This is a genomic window from Streptomyces sp. NPDC002640, from assembly GCF_053592575.1.
This window is the reverse complement of sequence record NZ_JBSFVZ010000007.1, coordinates 1-16,748: the sequence shown is the minus strand read 5'-3', so window position 1 is coordinate 16,748 and position 16,748 is coordinate 1. Positions and strand designations below refer to the sequence as shown.

The following is a 16,748-nucleotide window of genomic DNA, read 5'->3' as shown; positions in this document are numbered from 1 at the left end:
TCCATGTACGAGCTGTCCCGGATCCGCCTCTACTCCATCGGACCGGCCGGCGCACGGTACGCCGACACCGTCCTGGACCTCCGGGGCGTGGGCGAGCCCGTACCCGACCCGGCGCCAGCCCAGGCGGAGTTCTTCCAGGACGAGCCCTCCGGACCGCCCCGCCGCCCGGCCCCGGCCGGCGTGCTCTTCCTGGAGAACGGCGGCGGCAAGTCCGTCCTGCTCAAGCTGATCTTCTCGGTGATGCTGCCGGGCCACCGCAACACCCTCGGTGGCGCCAGCTCCGGCGTGCTGCGCAAGTTCCTGCTCGCCGAGGACTGCGGCCACGTCGCCCTGGAGTGGCAGCACACCCGCACCGGTGAACTGGTCGTCGTCGGCAAGGTCAGCGAGTGGCGCGGACGCCAGGTCTCCAGCGACCCGCGGAAGTTCGCCGAGGCCTGGTACTCCTTCCGGCCCGGCCCCGGCCTCAGCCTGGACAGCCTGCCCGTCGCCGAGTCCACCGCGATGCGCCCCGCCTCCGAGGGCGCCTCCGGAGCACGCGGCCGCCGCCGCACCATGAAGGGCTTCCGCGACGCCGTCACCGAGGCGGGCAAGTTCTACCCGCACCTCGAGGTGCACTGGGAGGAGATCCACGAGCGCTGGACCGAACACCTCGGCGAGCTCGGACTCGACCCCGAACTCTTCCGCTACCAGCGCGAGATGAACGCCGACGAGGGCGAGGCCGCCGGTCTCTTCGCGGTCAAGAAGGACTCCGACTTCACCGACCTGCTGCTGCGCGCGGTCACCGACACCCGCGACACCGACGGCCTGGCCGACCTGGTCGCCGGCTTCGGCAACAAGCTCGGACGCCGCGCCGAACTGATCGCCGAACGCGACTTCACCGCAGGCTCGCTGGAACTGCTCCAGCGCATCGTCGACGCCACCGACGCCCGCTCCCGCGCCCGCGAGATCCACACCGGCGCCGAACGGCGCACCCGCGCCCTCGCCCGGCGGCTCTCCGCCCGCGGCGGCCGCGAAAGCGCCCGCGCCGCCGACCTGGCCCAGCGGGTCACCGCCGCGGCCCACACGGTCACCGAGGCGGAGGGCACCCGTGCCCGCAGCGCCCTGATCGCCGCCGAACTCGCCTACCGCCACGCCTCGTTGTCGCTCGCGGCGGCCGAGAAGTCGGCCGCCGCGCAGAAGCGCGAACTGGCCGACGCCCGCACCCTGCACTCCGCCTGGCAGGCTACCGAGGCCGTGCTGCGCCACCGCGCCGCCGCCGACCGCTCCGCCCGCGTCGCCGCCGCCATCCGCGAGGCCGAACGGGACGCCGCCCCCGCGCTGGCCGCCCGCGCCCGGGCCGCCGCCGACCTGGTGCGCGCCCTGCACGGGGAGGCCGAACGGGCCGAGGACCAGGCCAACGAGCAGGAGGAGCGGTCCGCCGCCCTCCAGGAACTCGGCGACACCTCCTACCGCGACGGAACGGCCGCCGCCACCGAGGCCCAGCGCGCCCGCAGCGAGGCGGGACACCTGCGCCAGCGGCTCGCCGAGGTCGAGCAGGAGACGGCCGAGGCGGTGGGCGCGGGATGGATCGACGACGGCGCCCGCGAGGCGGACCCGGCGAAGGCCGCCCTGGCCGCCGGCGAGGCGGCCAAGAGCGCCCTCGCCGTCTTCGAGGAAGCCCGGGAGAGCGCCCGCCGCGCGGCCGAACGGGCCCGCGAGGCCGCCACCGCGGAGTCCCGCGCCGAGCTGACCGCCGCCCGCGCCGCCGACGCCGCCACCGCCGCGCTCCGGGCCCACGAGGCGGAGCGGCGCACCGCCGAGGCCCTGGCCGCCGAGGAGCGGCTGGCCGAACTGCTCAGCCTGCCCCCGGCGGCCCGGACGCACGGCACCACCGTCCCCGGCCAGCGCCAGGGCGGCACCGACGGAGCCGACGGCACGGGCGAGGACGGCACGGCGGCGGGCGGCAGGGGAGCTGCCGGCGGGGGAGCGGTCGGCACGGGTACGGACGGTACGGGTTCGGTCGGCACGGGTACGGGCGCGGCGGCCGGCGCCGTCGCGCCCGACGGATCCCGCTCCGCCGGCTCGGCGGCCCCGGCCCCCGCCTCGGCCTCGGCCTCGGTGTTCGGGCGCCAGGGCACCGCCACGACCGCCGCGGTCACCGACGGCCGCCTCACCGCCGAACAGCTCGACCGCTTCGCCGACGACCTGCGCGGCATGCTCGACGACGCGGTCGCCTCCGCCGAACGCCAGCTCTTCGACCTGCGCACCGCCGCCGCCGACGACGCCCGGATCCTGGGCGCCCTGGGCGACGGCGGCCTGCTGCCGCCCGGCCCCGACGTGCTCGCCACCGTGGAGTACCTCGGCGAACAGGGCGTCCCGGCGCTGCCCGGCTGGCGCTACCTCGCCCAGGCCGTCGACCCCGTCGACCACGCCCGCGTCCTGGCCGCCCGCCCGGAACTCGTCGACGGCGTGATCATCACCGACCCCGACTCCCACGCCCGCGCCCGCGAGGTGCTCGCCGAGGCCGCGCTGCTGCCCCGTTCCACGGTGGCCGTCGGCACCGCCGCCGCGCTCCTCGCGCCCACGCCCGACCCGGCGGCGGCCGACCAGGCCGTCTTCCTCGTCCCGCCGAACCCGGCCATGCACGACGAGCACGCCGCGGACGAGGAACGCCAGGCGCTGCGGGCGCGCGCCGCCCGCCGTGACGAGGACATCAGGGCGCTGGCCGGCCGCCTCGCCAAGGACCGCGAACTCGCCTCCCGGCTCGCCTCCTGGCGCCGGGGCTGCCCCGCCGGACGGCTCGCCGAACTCGCGGACGCCGCCGACACGGCCGCCGCGTTCGCCGAGGAGACCGAGGCCGAACTCGCCGGGGCCCGCTCGGCGCGCGCCGAGGCCGAGGAGGCCGCCGCCGAGACGGCCGGCCTCCGCGACGAACGCCAGGACGCCGCCCAGCGCGCCCGCCGTGCCGCCGACGCCCTGGCCGGACTCGCCTCCCGCCTGCGCGAGCGCGCCGGCTGGCAGACACGGCTGAGGGAACTCGCCGAGGAGGCCGCCGAGTCGGAGGCCCGCGCCCAGGCATGCCTGGACCGCGCCCGTGCCGCCGACGAGGACCGCCGCGCCGCCCAGCGGGCCGCCGACGACGCCCGCCGTACCGCCCGGGCCCTGCGCGCCGAGCGGGCCGAGATCGCCGGGGCGCCCGAGGACCTCGGCGAGGGTCCCGACTCGGCGGACGACGCGCCCACCGCCTCACTGCCGGCCCTCCGCGAGGCATACCGGGCCGCCTCCCAGCTCTACGAGAAGGTGGGCGTCGGCGCCGACCTGCGCGCCGAACAGGCCCGCGCCGAGAGCGACGAAAGCGCGGCCCGCGCCGAACTCGACCGCCTCAGCAACAAGGTCCGCACCCGCGCCGACCAGCTGCTCTCCTCCCCGGACGGCGCCGACGGCCCCTCCCGGCAGGCCGCCGCCGCCCGCGCCGAGGAACTCGTCCAGGTCCTCGAGACCCGGATGTCGCAGGCCAGCGAGCAGCTCGGCCGCCTGCGCGGCGACGCCGAACGGCTGGCGCCCGAGGAGGGCGGTCACCACACCGACCTCCCCGAGGAACTCGTTCCGCGCGACGCCGAGCACGCCCAGGCACTGCTGCGTGCCGCGACCACCGAACTCGCCGCCCACACCGAGGCGTTGCGGGAGGCACGGGAGACCCACGCGGCCCTCCTCGACGACCACCGCGCCGCCGAGGACGCCGCCTCGGGCTTCGACGAGACCGCCGCCCTGCTGCGTGACCTGCTGCGCGACCAGTCCGCCGAGGAGGACGCCGAAGAACCGGAGCCCTACCCGGGCGACCTCGCCGAGGCCCGCCGCGGTGCGGCCGAGGCGCGCCGTTCGCTGCGCGGCTGCGCCGCCGACCTGTCCGCCGCCGAGGCGGCCGTCCGCGAGGCCGGCGACATCCTCGTCCGGCACGCCAACTCCGTGCGCTACGAGCAGGTCCGCACTCCCGCCCGGCAGCAGATCCGTGAACTGCCCGCCGCCGCACTGCCGGACCACGCCCGGGCCTGGGCCGAGGCGTTCGCCCCGCGACTGCGCGTGCTCACCGACGAGCTCGAACAGCTCGAGCGCAACCGCGACTCGATCGTTGACCGACTGCGCGGCCTGGTGGAGACCTCGCTGGCCACCCTGCGCTCGGCGCAGCGCCTGTCCCGCCTGCCCGAGGGCCTCGGCGAATGGTCCGGCCAGGAGTTCCTCAGGATCCGCTTCGAGGAGCCCGACCAGGCCACCCTCACCGAACGGCTCGGCGAGGTCGTCGACGAGGCGACCCGGGCCGCCCTGCGGAAGAACTCGGACCTGCGCCGCGACGGGATGTCACTGCTGCTGCGCGGTGTGGCCGCCGCGCTGCACCCCAAGGGCGTCGCCGTGGAGATCCTCAAGCCGGACGCCGTGCTCCGCGCCGAGCGGGTCCCCGTCGGTCAGATGGGCGACGTGTTCTCCGGCGGGCAGCTGCTCACCGCGGCCATCGCGCTGTACTGCACCATGGCCGCCCTGCGCTCCAACGACCGGGGCCGCGACAGGCACCGGCACGCCGGCACGCTCTTCCTGGACAACCCGATCGGCCGCGCCAACGCCACCTACCTCCTGGAGCTCCAGCGGGCCGTGGCCGACGCGCTGGGCGTCCAGCTCCTCTACACGACGGGGCTGTTCGACACCACCGCGCTGGCCGAGTTCCCGCTGGTGATCAGGATGCGCAACGACGCGGACCTGCGGGCGGGCCTGAAGTACATCAGCGTCGAGGAGCACCTGCGCCCCGGGCTGCCCCAGCCGGTCGCGGAAGGGGAGACGGTGCACAGCGAGATCACCGCGACCCGCATGTTCCGCCGCACGCCGTCCACCTGACGGGGCGCGGTCCCGAGCGGCCTCGCACGACCCGCCCCCGCCGACACGCGCCGAGGTCCGCTGGATCGCCCACACGGCGCGGCCAGAGCCGAGCAGGCCGAAGCCAGGCAGGTCATCCGCGCGGGCGCGGGCCAAAGTCGAGCCGACCGGCCGTGCGGCCCGGGCCGAAGCGGAGCATGCCGTCCCCGCGGCCCAGGCCGAAGCTGGACAGGTCGTCCGAGCGGCGCGGTCCGAGTCCGACAGGCCGTCCGCGCGGCGCGAGTCCGACAGAGCGGCCAGGCGGCGCGGCCCGCAGCCCGGCAGAGCCTCAGGCCGCGCGGGCCGAAGCCCGGGAGTGCACCGCGGCGGCGCAGGCCGCGGCGGCGTCAGGTTGTCCTGGCCGCCTGCCCGCCGTGCCGGCGTATTCGCCGGAACTCCCGCTCCGCCACCCGCTCCTGGCGCCGCGCCGCCCGACGCTCCCGACGGAGCTGGCGCGCGGTGCTGCTGGGCTCGGACACCACCCCGTACCGCTGGTTCCACACCTGGCGGGTCACCCACACGTCGAGCACCGCCCAGGTGGCCGCGACGATGCCCGCCACCGCGGCGATCACCGCGGGGAAGGCCAACCACGCCTTGGCCATGCTGAGCAGGAACGCGACGACCGCCAACAGGATGGTGACGGCCACGATCAAGCCCGCCCGCACCGCCGCGGTCCGGACCGGATCCGGCAGACGCCTCCGCCGCGCGGGCACCTCGACCCACAACGGCCGCTCCTGCTCCTCCGGCCCGCTCTCCTCGAACGTCTCCGCAGTGTCCGGCAACGCGGCACACCCCCTTCGTCCGGACGCTGATACCCCCACATGGTGAGGACGATCGGCGCGACCACAGGATTCCCGAAACGGGAGACAAATCTCCCGCAATCACCTGACTGTTACCCAGGACCAGTCGTCACAAGGATTTTCACGGTCCGTTCTCCTCTTCGACGGGTCCCCCGCAGTAGTAGGCTCGCGCCGTTTCGTTGACGCACTGGTGTGCCCCCGGTACGGGCCGGGGGGTTGAAGTGGGGGTGGCCATGGGCTTTCGCGGGACGTCCATCCGCAGGAAGATCGTGGCTCTGCTGATCGTGCCGCTGGTTTCCCTGACGGGTATCTGGGCCTTCACCAGCGTCCTCACCACCACCGAGGCCAACCGTATGTTCACGGTCGCGACGGCCGTCGAGGAGATCGGCTACCCGGTGGAGGAGGTGATCGTCACCCTGCAGGCCGAGCGCCGCCAGGCCCTCGTCCACCTCGCCAGCCCCGAGTCCTCCAACATCCACCTCGTCACCGACAGTTGGAACCCCACCGACGACGCCATGGAGGCGGTCCGGGAGAACGCGGCCAAGGAGGAGGTCCGCGAGGCCCTCGGCCCCACGTCCAGCCGCCACCTCGACCAGGTCCTCGACACCTTCTGGGCCGTGGAGACCGCGCGCAGCGCCGTCGACCGCGGCGCCGCCGACCGCGTCAAGGCGTACGAGTCCTACAACAAGCTGATCGACGAGTGCTTCGAACTCCTCACCGCGCTCCCCGCCGCCGACACCGTCGAACTCGACCAGCAGGCCAGGGCCGTGGTCAACCTGTTCCGGCTCCGGGAAATGATGGCGCGCGAGGACGCCCTGCTCGGCTCCGCCCTGCTGGCGGGCGGTCCCAGCGACAAGGAAGTCCTCCAGATCACCGACCTGGTCGCCCAGCGCTCGATGCTCAAGGAGGTCAGTCTGCCGATGCTTCCGCAGACCGACCGCACCCGGCACGAGAGCTACTGGGAGGGCGAGGCCGCCACCGCGCTCCACAAGGCCGAACTCAGGGCCCGGGACGGCGACGGCCGGATGACCGCCAAGGCCTGGGACGACACCGCCGGAACCGCCCTCGCCGAACTGCAGAAGCTCAACGACGACACCGCCGACCGCTACCAGGACCGCGTCGGCCCGGTCGCGCGCAACATCATCCTCAAGGTCGTCGCCGGAGCGATCCTCGGCCTGCTCGCCGTCCTGGTCAGCGTGGTGGTGTCGGTCCGGATCGGCCGTGGCCTGGTCCGTGACCTGCGCGGCCTGAGCCGGGAGGCGCACGAGGCGTCCGACGTCCGGCTGCCCGGCGTCATGCGGCGCCTGTCCGGCGGGGAGAAGATCGACGTCGAGGCGGAGATCCCCGCCCGGGAGTTCCCCGAGAACGAGATGGGCGAGGTGGGCCGGGCCCTCAACTCCCTGCAGCGCGCCGCCGTCCAGGCCGCCGTCAAGCAGGCCGAGCTCCGCGCCGGCGTCGCCGAGGTCTTCGTCAACCTGGCCCGCCGCAGCCAGGTCCTGCTGCACCGCCAGCTCACCCTCCTCGACACCATGGAACGCCGGGCCGAGGACACCGACGAACTCGCCGACCTCTTCCGCCTGGACCACCTCACCACCCGCATGCGCCGCCACGCGGAGGGCCTCGTGATCCTCTCCGGCGCCGCGCCCGCGCGCCAGTGGCGCAAGCCGGTGCGCCTGATGGACGTGGTCCGAGCCGCGGCCGCCGAGGTGGAGGACTACGAGCGGGTCGAGGTACGCCGGCTGCCCCGGCTCTTCGTCAAGGGGCCCGCCGTCGCGGACCTCACCCACCTGCTGGCCGAACTCCTCGAGAACGCCACGGTGTTCTCCCCGCCGCACACCGCCGTGCAGGTCATCGGCGAGCGGCTGCCGGCCGGGTTCGTCCTGCAGATCCACGACCGCGGCCTGGGCATGGCCGGCGACGCGCTCGCCGACGCCAACCAGCGCCTCGCCGAGACACCGGACTTCGAGCTCTCCGACACCGACCGGCTCGGCCTCTTCGTGGTCAGCCGGCTCGCCCGGCGCCAGCACGTCCGGGTCACCCTCCAGCCCTCCCCGTACGGCGGCACGACGGCCGTCGTGCTGCTGCCGGAGAGCCTGCTCACCGACGAGGGGCCGGAGACCGACGGCTCGGGCCTGCGCCTCGACGGCGCCGCCCGGAAGCGGCTCTCCGAGGCCGAGCGCACCGGTGAGCTCGAACTGGTCGAGGTCATCCCGCTCCAGGAGACGGCGGAGACGCCGCTCGGCGGGGAGCTGCCCCGGCGGGGCGCGAGCCGGCCGGCGCGCGGCGAGGCCGGCGCCGAGCCCGCGACCGAGCACGCCGCCGTGCCCGACGAGGAGGGCCGGGACGGGCAGGGCGGCCCGGTGCGCCCGGAGGCCGAGCCGCCCCGCACGCCCGGAGGCCTGCCCCGTCGGGTCCGCCAGGCCAACCTCGCTCCGCAGCTCAAGGAACCGCCGGCCGACGCCGCCGGGCAGCGGGCGCGACCGCGGGACCGGGACCAGGCGCCCGACACCCGTGACGCGGACGAGGTCCGCGACCGGATGTCCTCGCTCCAGCACGGCTGGCGGCGAGGACGCGCGGAGAACGACTCCGCGGAGACCGAGGCCGGCCGGGACGCCGGCACGGAAACCGCGTACCGGGAGGCGCCCGGGGGAGCGCCGACCGGACCCGTAGCAGCAACGACGAAGGTGGATGATCGATGACAGCCGCACACCCGTTCGAGGCGGGCAAGAGCTCGGGGGGACTCAACTGGCTGCTGGACGACCTCGTGGAACGCGTCACCAGCATCCGCAAGGCCGTGGTGCTCTCCGGTGACGGCCTGGCCACGGGCGTCTCCAAGGAGCTGACCCGCGAGGACGGCGAGCACCTGGCCGCGGTGGCCTCCGGGTTCCACAGCCTGGCCAAGGGCGTGGGACGCCACTTCGAGGCGGGCGCCGTCCGGCAGACCGTGGTGGAACTCGAGGAGGCGTTCCTCTTCGTCACCGCGGCCGGCGACGGCAGCTGCCTGGCCGTGCTCGCCGACGCCGACGCCGACATCGGCCAGGTGGCCTACGAGATGACCCTCCTGGTGCGGAAGGTCGGTTCGCACCTGAGCACCGCCCCCCGCGACGAGATAGTCGCCGGAGGGTAGGGACCGGGCATGAAGGCAGACGGTCCCGTCGACGGGGACTCCACCCAGTGGTTCGACGACGACGCAGGTCCGGTCGTCCGCCCGTACGCCATGACCCGGGGCCGTACGGCCGCGGCGTCCTGCGAGCGGCTGCCGCTGACCGCCATGGTCACCACGCAGCCGGTGAACGAGCAGGACATGGACCCGGAGGTCGTCGCCGCGTTCGTCCCCGAACATCTGACGGTGCTCGGTCTGTGCCGCGACGAGGCCTGCTCCGTGGCCGACCTGGCCTCCGACCTCGACCTCCCGGTCGGGGTCGTACGGGTGCTGCTCTCGGACCTGCTGGACAACGGCCTGATCCGTGTCCAGCCGCCGGTCCGCCTGGTCGAGGCCGTCGACGAGACGGTGCTGCGCGACGTCATCGCCGGCCTGCGCGCCCTGTAGCGGCAGGCGGCGAACGAACGCGGCCCGTACCCCCGCCGACTGGGGTACGGGCCGCGCCGTGCCCGGCACGAGTACCGGGCGTGGGCCACTTGTTCCCGCTCCTGGGGAAGTCATGCCTCAAAATTCGGCAAGATTTTCCTCGGCGGGTCCGCACCGCATCCGGGCCGGTCAGGGGCCCCTGGATTCGCGGGTGATCCCTTCCCTCCGACGCCCGCGCCCTGATAGACGGAGGGACCATGAACAGAGCCCCCGTCATCGCCCGTACCGTGGCCACCTCCGCCGCCGCCCTGCTCACCGTCACCGCGGGCGCGGCCACCGCGCAGGCCGCCCCGGAACCGCACGCGCCGGACGACTTCGTCGCCCTCAGCACCGTGGACCCCACGATCATCGAGGAGGTCCGCTACTTCACCCCGCACAACTTCGTGGGCGAGCGCATCGACGGCTACCAGCAGCCCATCTGCATCCTCACCCGCCCCGCCGCCGAGGCCCTGAGCCAGGCCCAGACCCGTCTGCGCGCCCAGGGCTACAGCCTGAAGGTGTACGACTGCTACCGACCGCAGCGCGCCGTCGACCACTTCGTCCGCTGGGCCAAGGACGAGCAGGACACGGCCATGAAGGCCGAGTTCTACCCCAACCTCGACAAGTCCCGCCTCTTCCCCGACGGTTACATCGCCGAACGGTCCGGCCACAGCCGCGGCTCCACGGTGGACCTGACGGTGGTGAAGCTGCCGGCCAAGCCCGACAAGCCGTGGGTGCCCAGCCGTCCCCTGGTGCCCTGCTTCGCACCCGAGGAGCAGCGCTTCCCCGACAACTCGCTGGACATGGGCACCGGTTACGACTGCTTCGACACCCTCTCCCACACCCTCGACCCCCGCATCCAGGGCGTGCAGCGCGCCAACCGGCTGCTGCTGAAGGACACCCTGGAGGACCTCGGCTTCGTCAACTACGCCGACGAATGGTGGCACTACACCTTCAAGCCGGAGCTCTACCCGGACACCTACTTCGACTTCCCGGTCTCCAAGGCGTCCCTGACCCCCGCGCGCTGAACCCACCGCCCCGCCACGCCTGTTGCCACACATCGAGACGCCCTCGCCCCGTTCCGGACGCGGATCGGATACATTCCGGCCGTGTCCGCGATCCAGCACCCCGCCGCCGTCCACCCGCCGGGCTTCCACTGCTCCGCCTGCGGCACCCGCTACGGCGAGGGCGTCTCCGGCTGGCCCCGCACCTGCCCCGCCTGCGGAACCGTCGCCTACCGCAACCCCCTCCCGGTGGCCGTCGCCCTCCAGCCGGTCCACGACGAGGAGGTCAGAGGCCTGGTCGTCATCGTCCGGGCCATCGAACCGGCCCTCGGCGGCACCGCGCTGCCCGGCGGCTTCATCGACCACGCCGAGGACTGGCGCGAGGCGGTGGCCCGCGAACTCCACGAGGAGACCGGTCTGGTGGCCGACCCCGGCGACGTCCGGCCGGCCGACGTGCTGAGCTCCCCCCGCGGACACCTGCTGGTCTTCGGCCTGCTCCCCGAACGCCCGGCGGCCTCCCTCCCGCCCTTCGTCCCCACCGACGAGACCTCGGCCCGCACCCTGCTGCGGGAACCCGCCGAGCTGTGCTTCCCGCTGCACACCGTCGCCGTCCGCAACTGGTTCCAGGGCCGCTACGCCTGAGTCCGCCCGTGGTGGGCCGCCCCACACATCAGGCGGTGACTATGTGGGGCGCACCCTGGTACGAAAGACGATCACATGGCATCGTCCAGTGTCAGCCGCGTCATGCGCCCCACCCGCGCTGGATCCCCGGAGCCGCACCATGCCCACCCAGAACCCCGCCCCGCTCTGGCAGCCCACGCCCGAGCGGGCCGCCGAGGCCAGGATCACCCGGTTCCAGGCCTGGGCCGCCCAACACCACGGAGCCCCCGCGGATGGCGGATACCCCGCCCTGCACCGCTGGTCCGTGGAGGAGCTGGAGACCTTCTGGACGGCCGTCACCGAGTGGTTCGACGTCCGCTTCTCCACCCCACCCACCGGCGTCCTCACCGACCGCTCGATGCCCGGTGCCACCTGGTTCCCCGGCGCCACCCTCAACTACGCGGAGCACGCCCTGCGCGCCGCCGCCGAGCGCCCGGGCGACCCGGCCCTGCTCCACGTCGACGAGAGCCAGGACCCGCGCACCGTCACCTGGGCCGAACTCAACCGCCAGGTCGGCTCGCTGGCCGCCGAGCTCCGCGCCCTGGGCGTCCGCCCCGGCGACCGGGTCAGCGGCTACCTGCCCAACGTCCCGCAGGCGGTCGTCGCCCTCCTCGCCACCGCCGCCGTGGGCGGTGTCTGGACCTCCTGCGCGCCCGACTTCGGCGCCCGCAGCGTCCTGGACCGCTTCCAGCAGGTCGAGCCCGTCGTCCTCTTCGCGGTCGACGGCTACCGCTACGGCGGCAAGGAGCACGACCGCCGCGAGACCGTCGCCGAACTCCGCCGCGAACTGCCCACGCTGCGCGCCGTCGTGCACATCCCCCTGCTGGGCACCGACGCCCCCGAGGGCGCCCTCGACTGGTCCGCGCTGACCTCCGCGGACACCGAGCCGGTCTTCGAGCAGGTGCCGTTCGACCACCCGCTGTGGGTGCTCTACTCCTCCGGCACCACCGGTCTGCCCAAGGCCATCGTCCAGTCCCAGGGAGGCATCCTCGTCGAACACCTCAAGCAGCTGGGACTCCACTGCGACCTGGGGCCCGGGGACCGGTTCTTCTGGTACACCTCCACCGGCTGGATGATGTGGAACTTCCTCGTCTCCGGCCTGCTCACCGGCACCACCGTGGTGCTCTACGACGGCAGCCCCGGTTACCCGGACACCGGCGCCCAGTGGCGCATCGCCGAACTCACCGGCGCGACGCTCTACGGAACCTCCGCCGCCTACGTCATGGCCTGCCGCAAGGCCGGCGTCCACCCGGGCCGCGACCACGACCTGTCCCGGATCGGCTGCGTCGCCACCACCGGATCCCCGCTCCCGCCGGACGGCTTCCGCTGGCTGCACGACGAGGTCCGCGAGGACCTGTGGATCGCCTCCGTCAGCGGCGGCACCGACGTCTGCTCCTGCTTCGCCGGCGCGGTCCCCACCCTCCCGGTCCACATCGGCGAACTCCAGGCGGCCGGACTCGGCACCGACCTCCAGTCCTGGGACCCGAGCGGCAACCCGCTGGTCGACGAGGTCGGCGAGCTCGTCGTCACCAATCCCATGCCGTCCATGCCCGTCCACTTCTGGAACGACCCGGACGGCAGCCGGTACCACGACAGCTACTTCGACACGTACCCCGGCGTCTGGCGGCACGGCGACTGGATCACCATCACCTCCCGCGGCTCGGTGATCATCCACGGCCGCTCCGACTCCACCCTCAACCGGCAGGGCGTCCGCATGGGCTCGGCCGACATCTACGAGGCGGTCGAACGACTCCCGGAGATCAAGGAATCCCTGGTCATCGGCGTGGAACAGCCCGACGGCGGCTACTGGATGCCGCTGTTCGTCCACCTCGCGCCGGGCGCCGTCCTCGACGACGCACTCGTCGACAAGGTGCGGCGGACCATCCGCGAGCAACTCTCGCCCCGCCACGTCCCGGACGAGATCATCGAGGTCCCCGGCGTCCCGCACACCCTCACCGGCAAGCGCATCGAGGTCCCGGTGAAGCGGCTGCTCCAGGGCGTCTCCCTGGAGAAGGCCGTCAACCCCGGTTCGATCGACGACGTGGGCCTGCTCGCCTTCTACGAGGAACTGGCCCGGAAGCGGGCCTGAGCCACCGCCCCGGTACGGGCCGGATTCCCCCACCGCCACCCTCGGCACCTGTGACTGTCAGTGGCGGCCGTTACGGTGAGTGAGCATCGTTCGACTGCTCGCACACATGGGGGAATCATGGCCCGTACCACCCGCATCCGGCACACCGGCACCCAGAGCCTCCGCCGCGTCCTGCGCCAGGAGATCGCCGGCACCGTCGGCCTGCTGACCGACGAGCACGACTTCCAGATCATGCGGCGCTACCGCAGCTTCGCCGCCTTCGCGGACCACCGGACGTACCTCTTCCAGATGGAGGCGCTCCTGCGGTCCAGGGCCGCGCAGGGCAGCCACACCAATGTCGCCCTCTTCGACCCGGCCGAGTACGCCGCGTACTGCGAGGTCACCGGACTCGACCCGGACGCCGTGACCAGCCGCGCCCGCTTCACGGCCGAACTCGCCGGCACCGGCCCCACCGTGCCGTACGACGGCCGGCCCCTCGAGGACCTGCTCCCCGACCTGGTCGGAGAGGCCGTCCGCCAGGCCACCTGGGAGTACGCCACCCAGATCCTCGCCGGCCTCGGCCCCTGCCCGACCTGCGGGGAGGACCGCGGCCGCCTCGCCCTCGCCCAGGCGGCCCGCGTCCTGGGCGCCGCCCTCGACACGGCGGCACCCGGCACCCTCCACCTGGTCTGCAGCATCGGCACCGTGCCGCACTCGCTCTTCAGCGTCCTGGAGGCCGACCGCGAGGAGAACGGCGAGATCGAGATCGACGAGGGCGAGGCCCTGGAATTCACGGCCGTCCTCGCCCTCGGCCTCGCCACCCGAAGCCCCGGCGGCCTGGTGCTGCGCACCGTCGCCCCCGGGAGGCCCGACCGCGTCCACGGCTGGCGCCTGCGTCCCGATGGACTGGAACCCCTCACCGCCGGCGAGGTCTTCGACGCCTACTGCACCGACGTCACCACCGGCGAACCCATCCCTCCGGAGTCCGGCGTCGACTACTGCGCCCCGCCCGAACTCCACGTGGAACCCCACCACCCGCACTGACGGCGGGCGCGGATCGGCAAGGCCCGCCGTCACCGCGCGCGGCGGGCCGTCACTCCCATCACTCCCCGGACAGCACCGCGCGCGCCGCCAGCCGGGCCTCCTCCGGGCTGTCCGCCGACCGCGCCGCCGCGGCCGCCCGGCGGCACTGCGCCAGCGTGCACGTGGCCAGGGCCGCCCGCACCCGAGCCAGCGCGGCCGGAGCCATCGACAGCGAGGTCACCCCCAGCCCGGTCAGCACACAGGCGAGCAGCGGATCCGCCGCCGCCTCACCACACACCCCACAGCTCTTCGCCTCGGCACGGGCCGCCTCGGCGGTCATCGCCACCAGGTCCAGCAGCGCGGGATGCCAGGGGTCCTGCAGTCGCGACAGCGTCGCCGCCTGCCGGTCCGCCGCGAAGGCGTACTGCGCCAGATCGTTCGTCCCGACGGAAAGGAACTCGACCTCACGCAACAGCGAACGGGCCCGCAGCGCCGCCGACGGAGTCTCCACCATCACGCCCACGGACGCCCGGAGCCCCGCCGCCCGGCACGCCTCGGCGAAGGCCCGCGCGTCGGCCCGGTCGGCCACCATGGGAGCCATCACCTCGAGGTGCACCGGAAGGCCCTCCGCCGCCTTCGTCAGCGCCAGCAGCTGGGTCCGCAGCACCTCGGGATGCTCCAGCAACGTGCGCACCCCCCGCATGCCCAGGGCCGGATTGGGCTCGTCCACCGGGGTCAGGAAGCCGAGCGGCTTGTCCGCACCGGCGTCCAGCACGCGCACCACCACCCGCCGGCCCGGGAAGGCGGCGAGCACCTCCCGGTACGCCTCAACCTGCCGGCTCTCGGAGGGAGCCTCGGCCGCACCGGTGTCGTCCAGGTAGAAGAACTCGGTCCGGAACAGCCCCACACCCTCGGCACCGGCCTCCACCGCCGCCTGGACGTCCGCAGGGGCGCCGATGTTGGCCAGCAGTGGCACCAGGTGCCCGTCCGAGGTGCGCCCCGGCTCCTTCGCCGCGGCCAGTTCGGCCTTCCGCTGCTCGGCCAGTGCGCGCAGCCCTTCCTGCCGTGCCTCAGAGGGATCGACGACCACCTCACCCGTGCTGCCGTCCACGGCGAGCACCGCCCCCTCCGGCAGACCCGCCGCTCCCAGCACCCCGACCACCGCCGGCACCCCGAGGGCGCGCGCCAGGATGGCGCTGTGGCTGGTCGGCCCGCCCTCCTCCGTGACGATGCCCAGCACCAGGGCCGTGTCCAGCAGGGCCGTGTCCGCCGGAGCGAGATCCCGTGCCACCAGCACGTACGGCTCGTCGCTGTCCGGCACCCCGGGCATCGGCACCCCCAGCAGCCGCGCGACGATCCGGTTGCGGACGTCCTCCAGATCGGCGACCCGGCCGGCCAGGTACTCGCCCGCCCCCAGCAGCAGATCCCGGTAGGCCGCACAGGCGTCGTAGACGGCCCGCTCGGCGGTGCTGCCCACGGCGATCCGCCGCTCGACGTCGGCGAGCAGTTCCGGGTCCCGGGCCATCAGTGCCTGGGCGTCCAGCACCGCCTGCGCGTCACCGCCGGCGAGGACTCCCCGCGCGGTGAGGTCCGCGGCCACCGCGTGCAGGGCCTGGCGCGCGCGCCGCTGCTCGCGTTCGGCCTCGCCCCCGGGGATCTGCCGGGCCGGCGGCTCCAGCACGGCGGTCCCCATGTGCCGGACCTCGCCCACCGCCACACCGTGGCTGACTCCCACGCCTCGCAGCGTCGTCTCCATCTCACCGTCCACTCGTGCGAGAGCGCACCCCGCTGGTCGCGCCCGGTTGATCACTGCCTGCCAGTGTGACGGCCCTCCGCCCACGCGGCACAGGCGTGCGGCGGCGCGGCGGCGTCCAGGTCACTCCCAGGCGAAGAGCTGGTCGCCCGCCGTGACGGGGCCGTCCACCGGCATCCCCGACAGGGCGTCGGCCATGGCCTCGAGCGCGATGACCGGACTGACCGGTGACTTGCCCCGCGCCACGACGGCCCCCGGGTCCCACCGCACGACCCCGTCCCCACGGCGCACGGAGTCGCCCTTCCTCAGCAGCGGCACGAACCCCTCGCCGTTCAGCTGCACGGTGTCGATCCCCAGGTGCACGAGCACGCCCTGGCCGCCGTCCGACACCACGACGAAGGCATGGGGATGGAGCGACACAAGGATCCCGTCGATCGGCGCGACGGTCACCGTCGTGCCGGCGGCGGGCTCCACCGCCACACCTGGACCCACCATCGCCTCCGCGAAGACGGGATCCGGCACCGTTTCCAGAGCGACGACCCGGCCCGCGAGGGGCGACGTCACGGTGAGCATCAGAGAGGCCTCCAGAGCCGACGGGGGTCACAGCGGTGAGGGACGCTGCACGAGAAGGCAGCGTATGTCGGGGGTTGCCCCGAATCCGGGTCTTGACCCCCTGTGGGGCCGGAAGAGGGTCCCCGTGAGCGATTTGCCTCCGAGGGCCAGAGGTGTGTAGAGTCTTACACCTGTTCGGGACGAGCGACCGCGAGAGATCGCACCTCCGCCACCCGAGCAGCACCCCGAATCCTTCAGATCTTGCTGATCTTCATCCGAGATCGCCTTTCCGGCATGAGCCGGGAGCGGTGATCGAAGAGGAAAAAAGACTGATAGAGTCGGATCCGCCGGAAAGGAAAAGCGCCGCGAAAGTGGTGCTGGAACTGGAAAGCACCGAGGAAATCGGAACGGAAACGGTCTGATAGAGTCGGAAACGAAG

General features: G+C 73.9%; 12 protein-coding genes. 8 read left to right on the top strand and 4 right to left on the bottom strand.

Going from position 1 to position 16,748, the window contains the following annotated elements; translation table 11 throughout:
• Nucleotides 1-3: 3 nt before the first annotated feature.
• Nucleotides 4-4,863, top strand: a complete 4,860-nt coding sequence (locus tag ACWD3O_RS11385) for a hypothetical protein (protein ID WP_451415712.1) — start codon at nt 4-6, stop codon at nt 4,861-4,863.
• Nucleotides 4,864-5,228: 365 nt separating this feature from the next.
• Here the strand turns inward: ACWD3O_RS11385 and ACWD3O_RS11380 are convergent, their stop codons facing one another.
• Nucleotides 5,229-5,663, bottom strand: coding sequence for a hypothetical protein (locus tag ACWD3O_RS11380; protein WP_451413974.1), 435 nt, complete (start codon nt 5,661-5,663; stop codon nt 5,229-5,231).
• 251 nt (nt 5,664-5,914) lie between these two features.
• On the opposite strand from ACWD3O_RS11380, the gene ACWD3O_RS11375 reads away from it, so the two are divergent.
• The 7 genes from ACWD3O_RS11375 to ACWD3O_RS11345 all read left to right on the top strand — a co-directional run bounded on the left by ACWD3O_RS11375 (nt 5,915) and on the right by ACWD3O_RS11345 (nt 14,025).
• Complete coding sequence (locus ACWD3O_RS11375; RefSeq protein ID WP_451413973.1) at nt 5,915-8,380, top strand: nitrate- and nitrite sensing domain-containing protein; 2,466 nt, start codon at nt 5,915-5,917, stop codon at nt 8,378-8,380.
• Entirely contained in the window at nt 8,377-8,808 is a 432-nt protein-coding gene (locus tag ACWD3O_RS11370; protein WP_451413972.1) for a roadblock/LC7 domain-containing protein, read from the top strand. The genes ACWD3O_RS11375 and ACWD3O_RS11370 overlap by 4 nt, the downstream gene beginning before the upstream one ends.
• Before the next feature lie 9 nt (nt 8,809-8,817).
• Nucleotides 8,818-9,231 (top strand): DUF742 domain-containing protein, encoded by a 414-nt coding sequence (locus tag ACWD3O_RS11365; RefSeq protein WP_451413971.1) that lies wholly within the window; start codon nt 8,818-8,820, stop codon nt 9,229-9,231.
• Between the two features lie 236 nt (nt 9,232-9,467).
• Nucleotides 9,468-10,277: a M15 family metallopeptidase gene (locus ACWD3O_RS11360; protein WP_451413970.1), complete on the top strand. Its 810-nt coding sequence runs from the start codon at nt 9,468-9,470 to the stop codon at nt 10,275-10,277.
• Nucleotides 10,278-10,358: 81 nt separating this feature from the next.
• The gene (locus ACWD3O_RS11355; RefSeq protein WP_451413969.1) at nt 10,359-10,895 is read left to right on the top strand and encodes an NUDIX domain-containing protein; all 537 of its coding nucleotides are present in this window, start codon (nt 10,359-10,361) and stop codon (nt 10,893-10,895) included.
• Between the two features lie 139 nt (nt 10,896-11,034).
• Nucleotides 11,035-13,002, top strand: coding sequence for an acetoacetate--CoA ligase (locus ACWD3O_RS11350; protein ID WP_451413968.1), 1,968 nt, complete (start codon nt 11,035-11,037; stop codon nt 13,000-13,002).
• A 135-nt stretch (nt 13,003-13,137) separates the two neighbouring features.
• Entirely contained in the window at nt 13,138-14,025 is an 888-nt protein-coding gene (locus ACWD3O_RS11345) for a hypothetical protein (protein WP_451415827.1), read from the top strand.
• A 58-nt stretch (nt 14,026-14,083) separates the two neighbouring features.
• On the opposite strand, the gene ptsP is transcribed toward ACWD3O_RS11345, so the two are convergent.
• The 3 genes from ptsP to ACWD3O_RS11330 all read right to left on the bottom strand — a co-directional run.
• The gene (gene ptsP, locus ACWD3O_RS11340; RefSeq protein ID WP_451413967.1) at nt 14,084-15,760 is read right to left on the bottom strand and encodes a phosphoenolpyruvate--protein phosphotransferase; all 1,677 of its coding nucleotides are present in this window, start codon (nt 15,758-15,760) and stop codon (nt 14,084-14,086) included.
• Nucleotides 15,761-15,880: 120 nt separating this feature from the next.
• A complete protein-coding gene (locus ACWD3O_RS11335; RefSeq protein ID WP_451413966.1) occupies nt 15,881-16,330 on the bottom strand; it encodes a PTS sugar transporter subunit IIA in 450 nt (149 codons plus the stop codon).
• 233 nt (nt 16,331-16,563) lie between these two features.
• Nucleotides 16,564-16,748 (bottom strand): hypothetical protein (locus ACWD3O_RS11330; protein ID WP_451415711.1); only part of this gene is annotated, 185 nt, incomplete at its 5' end.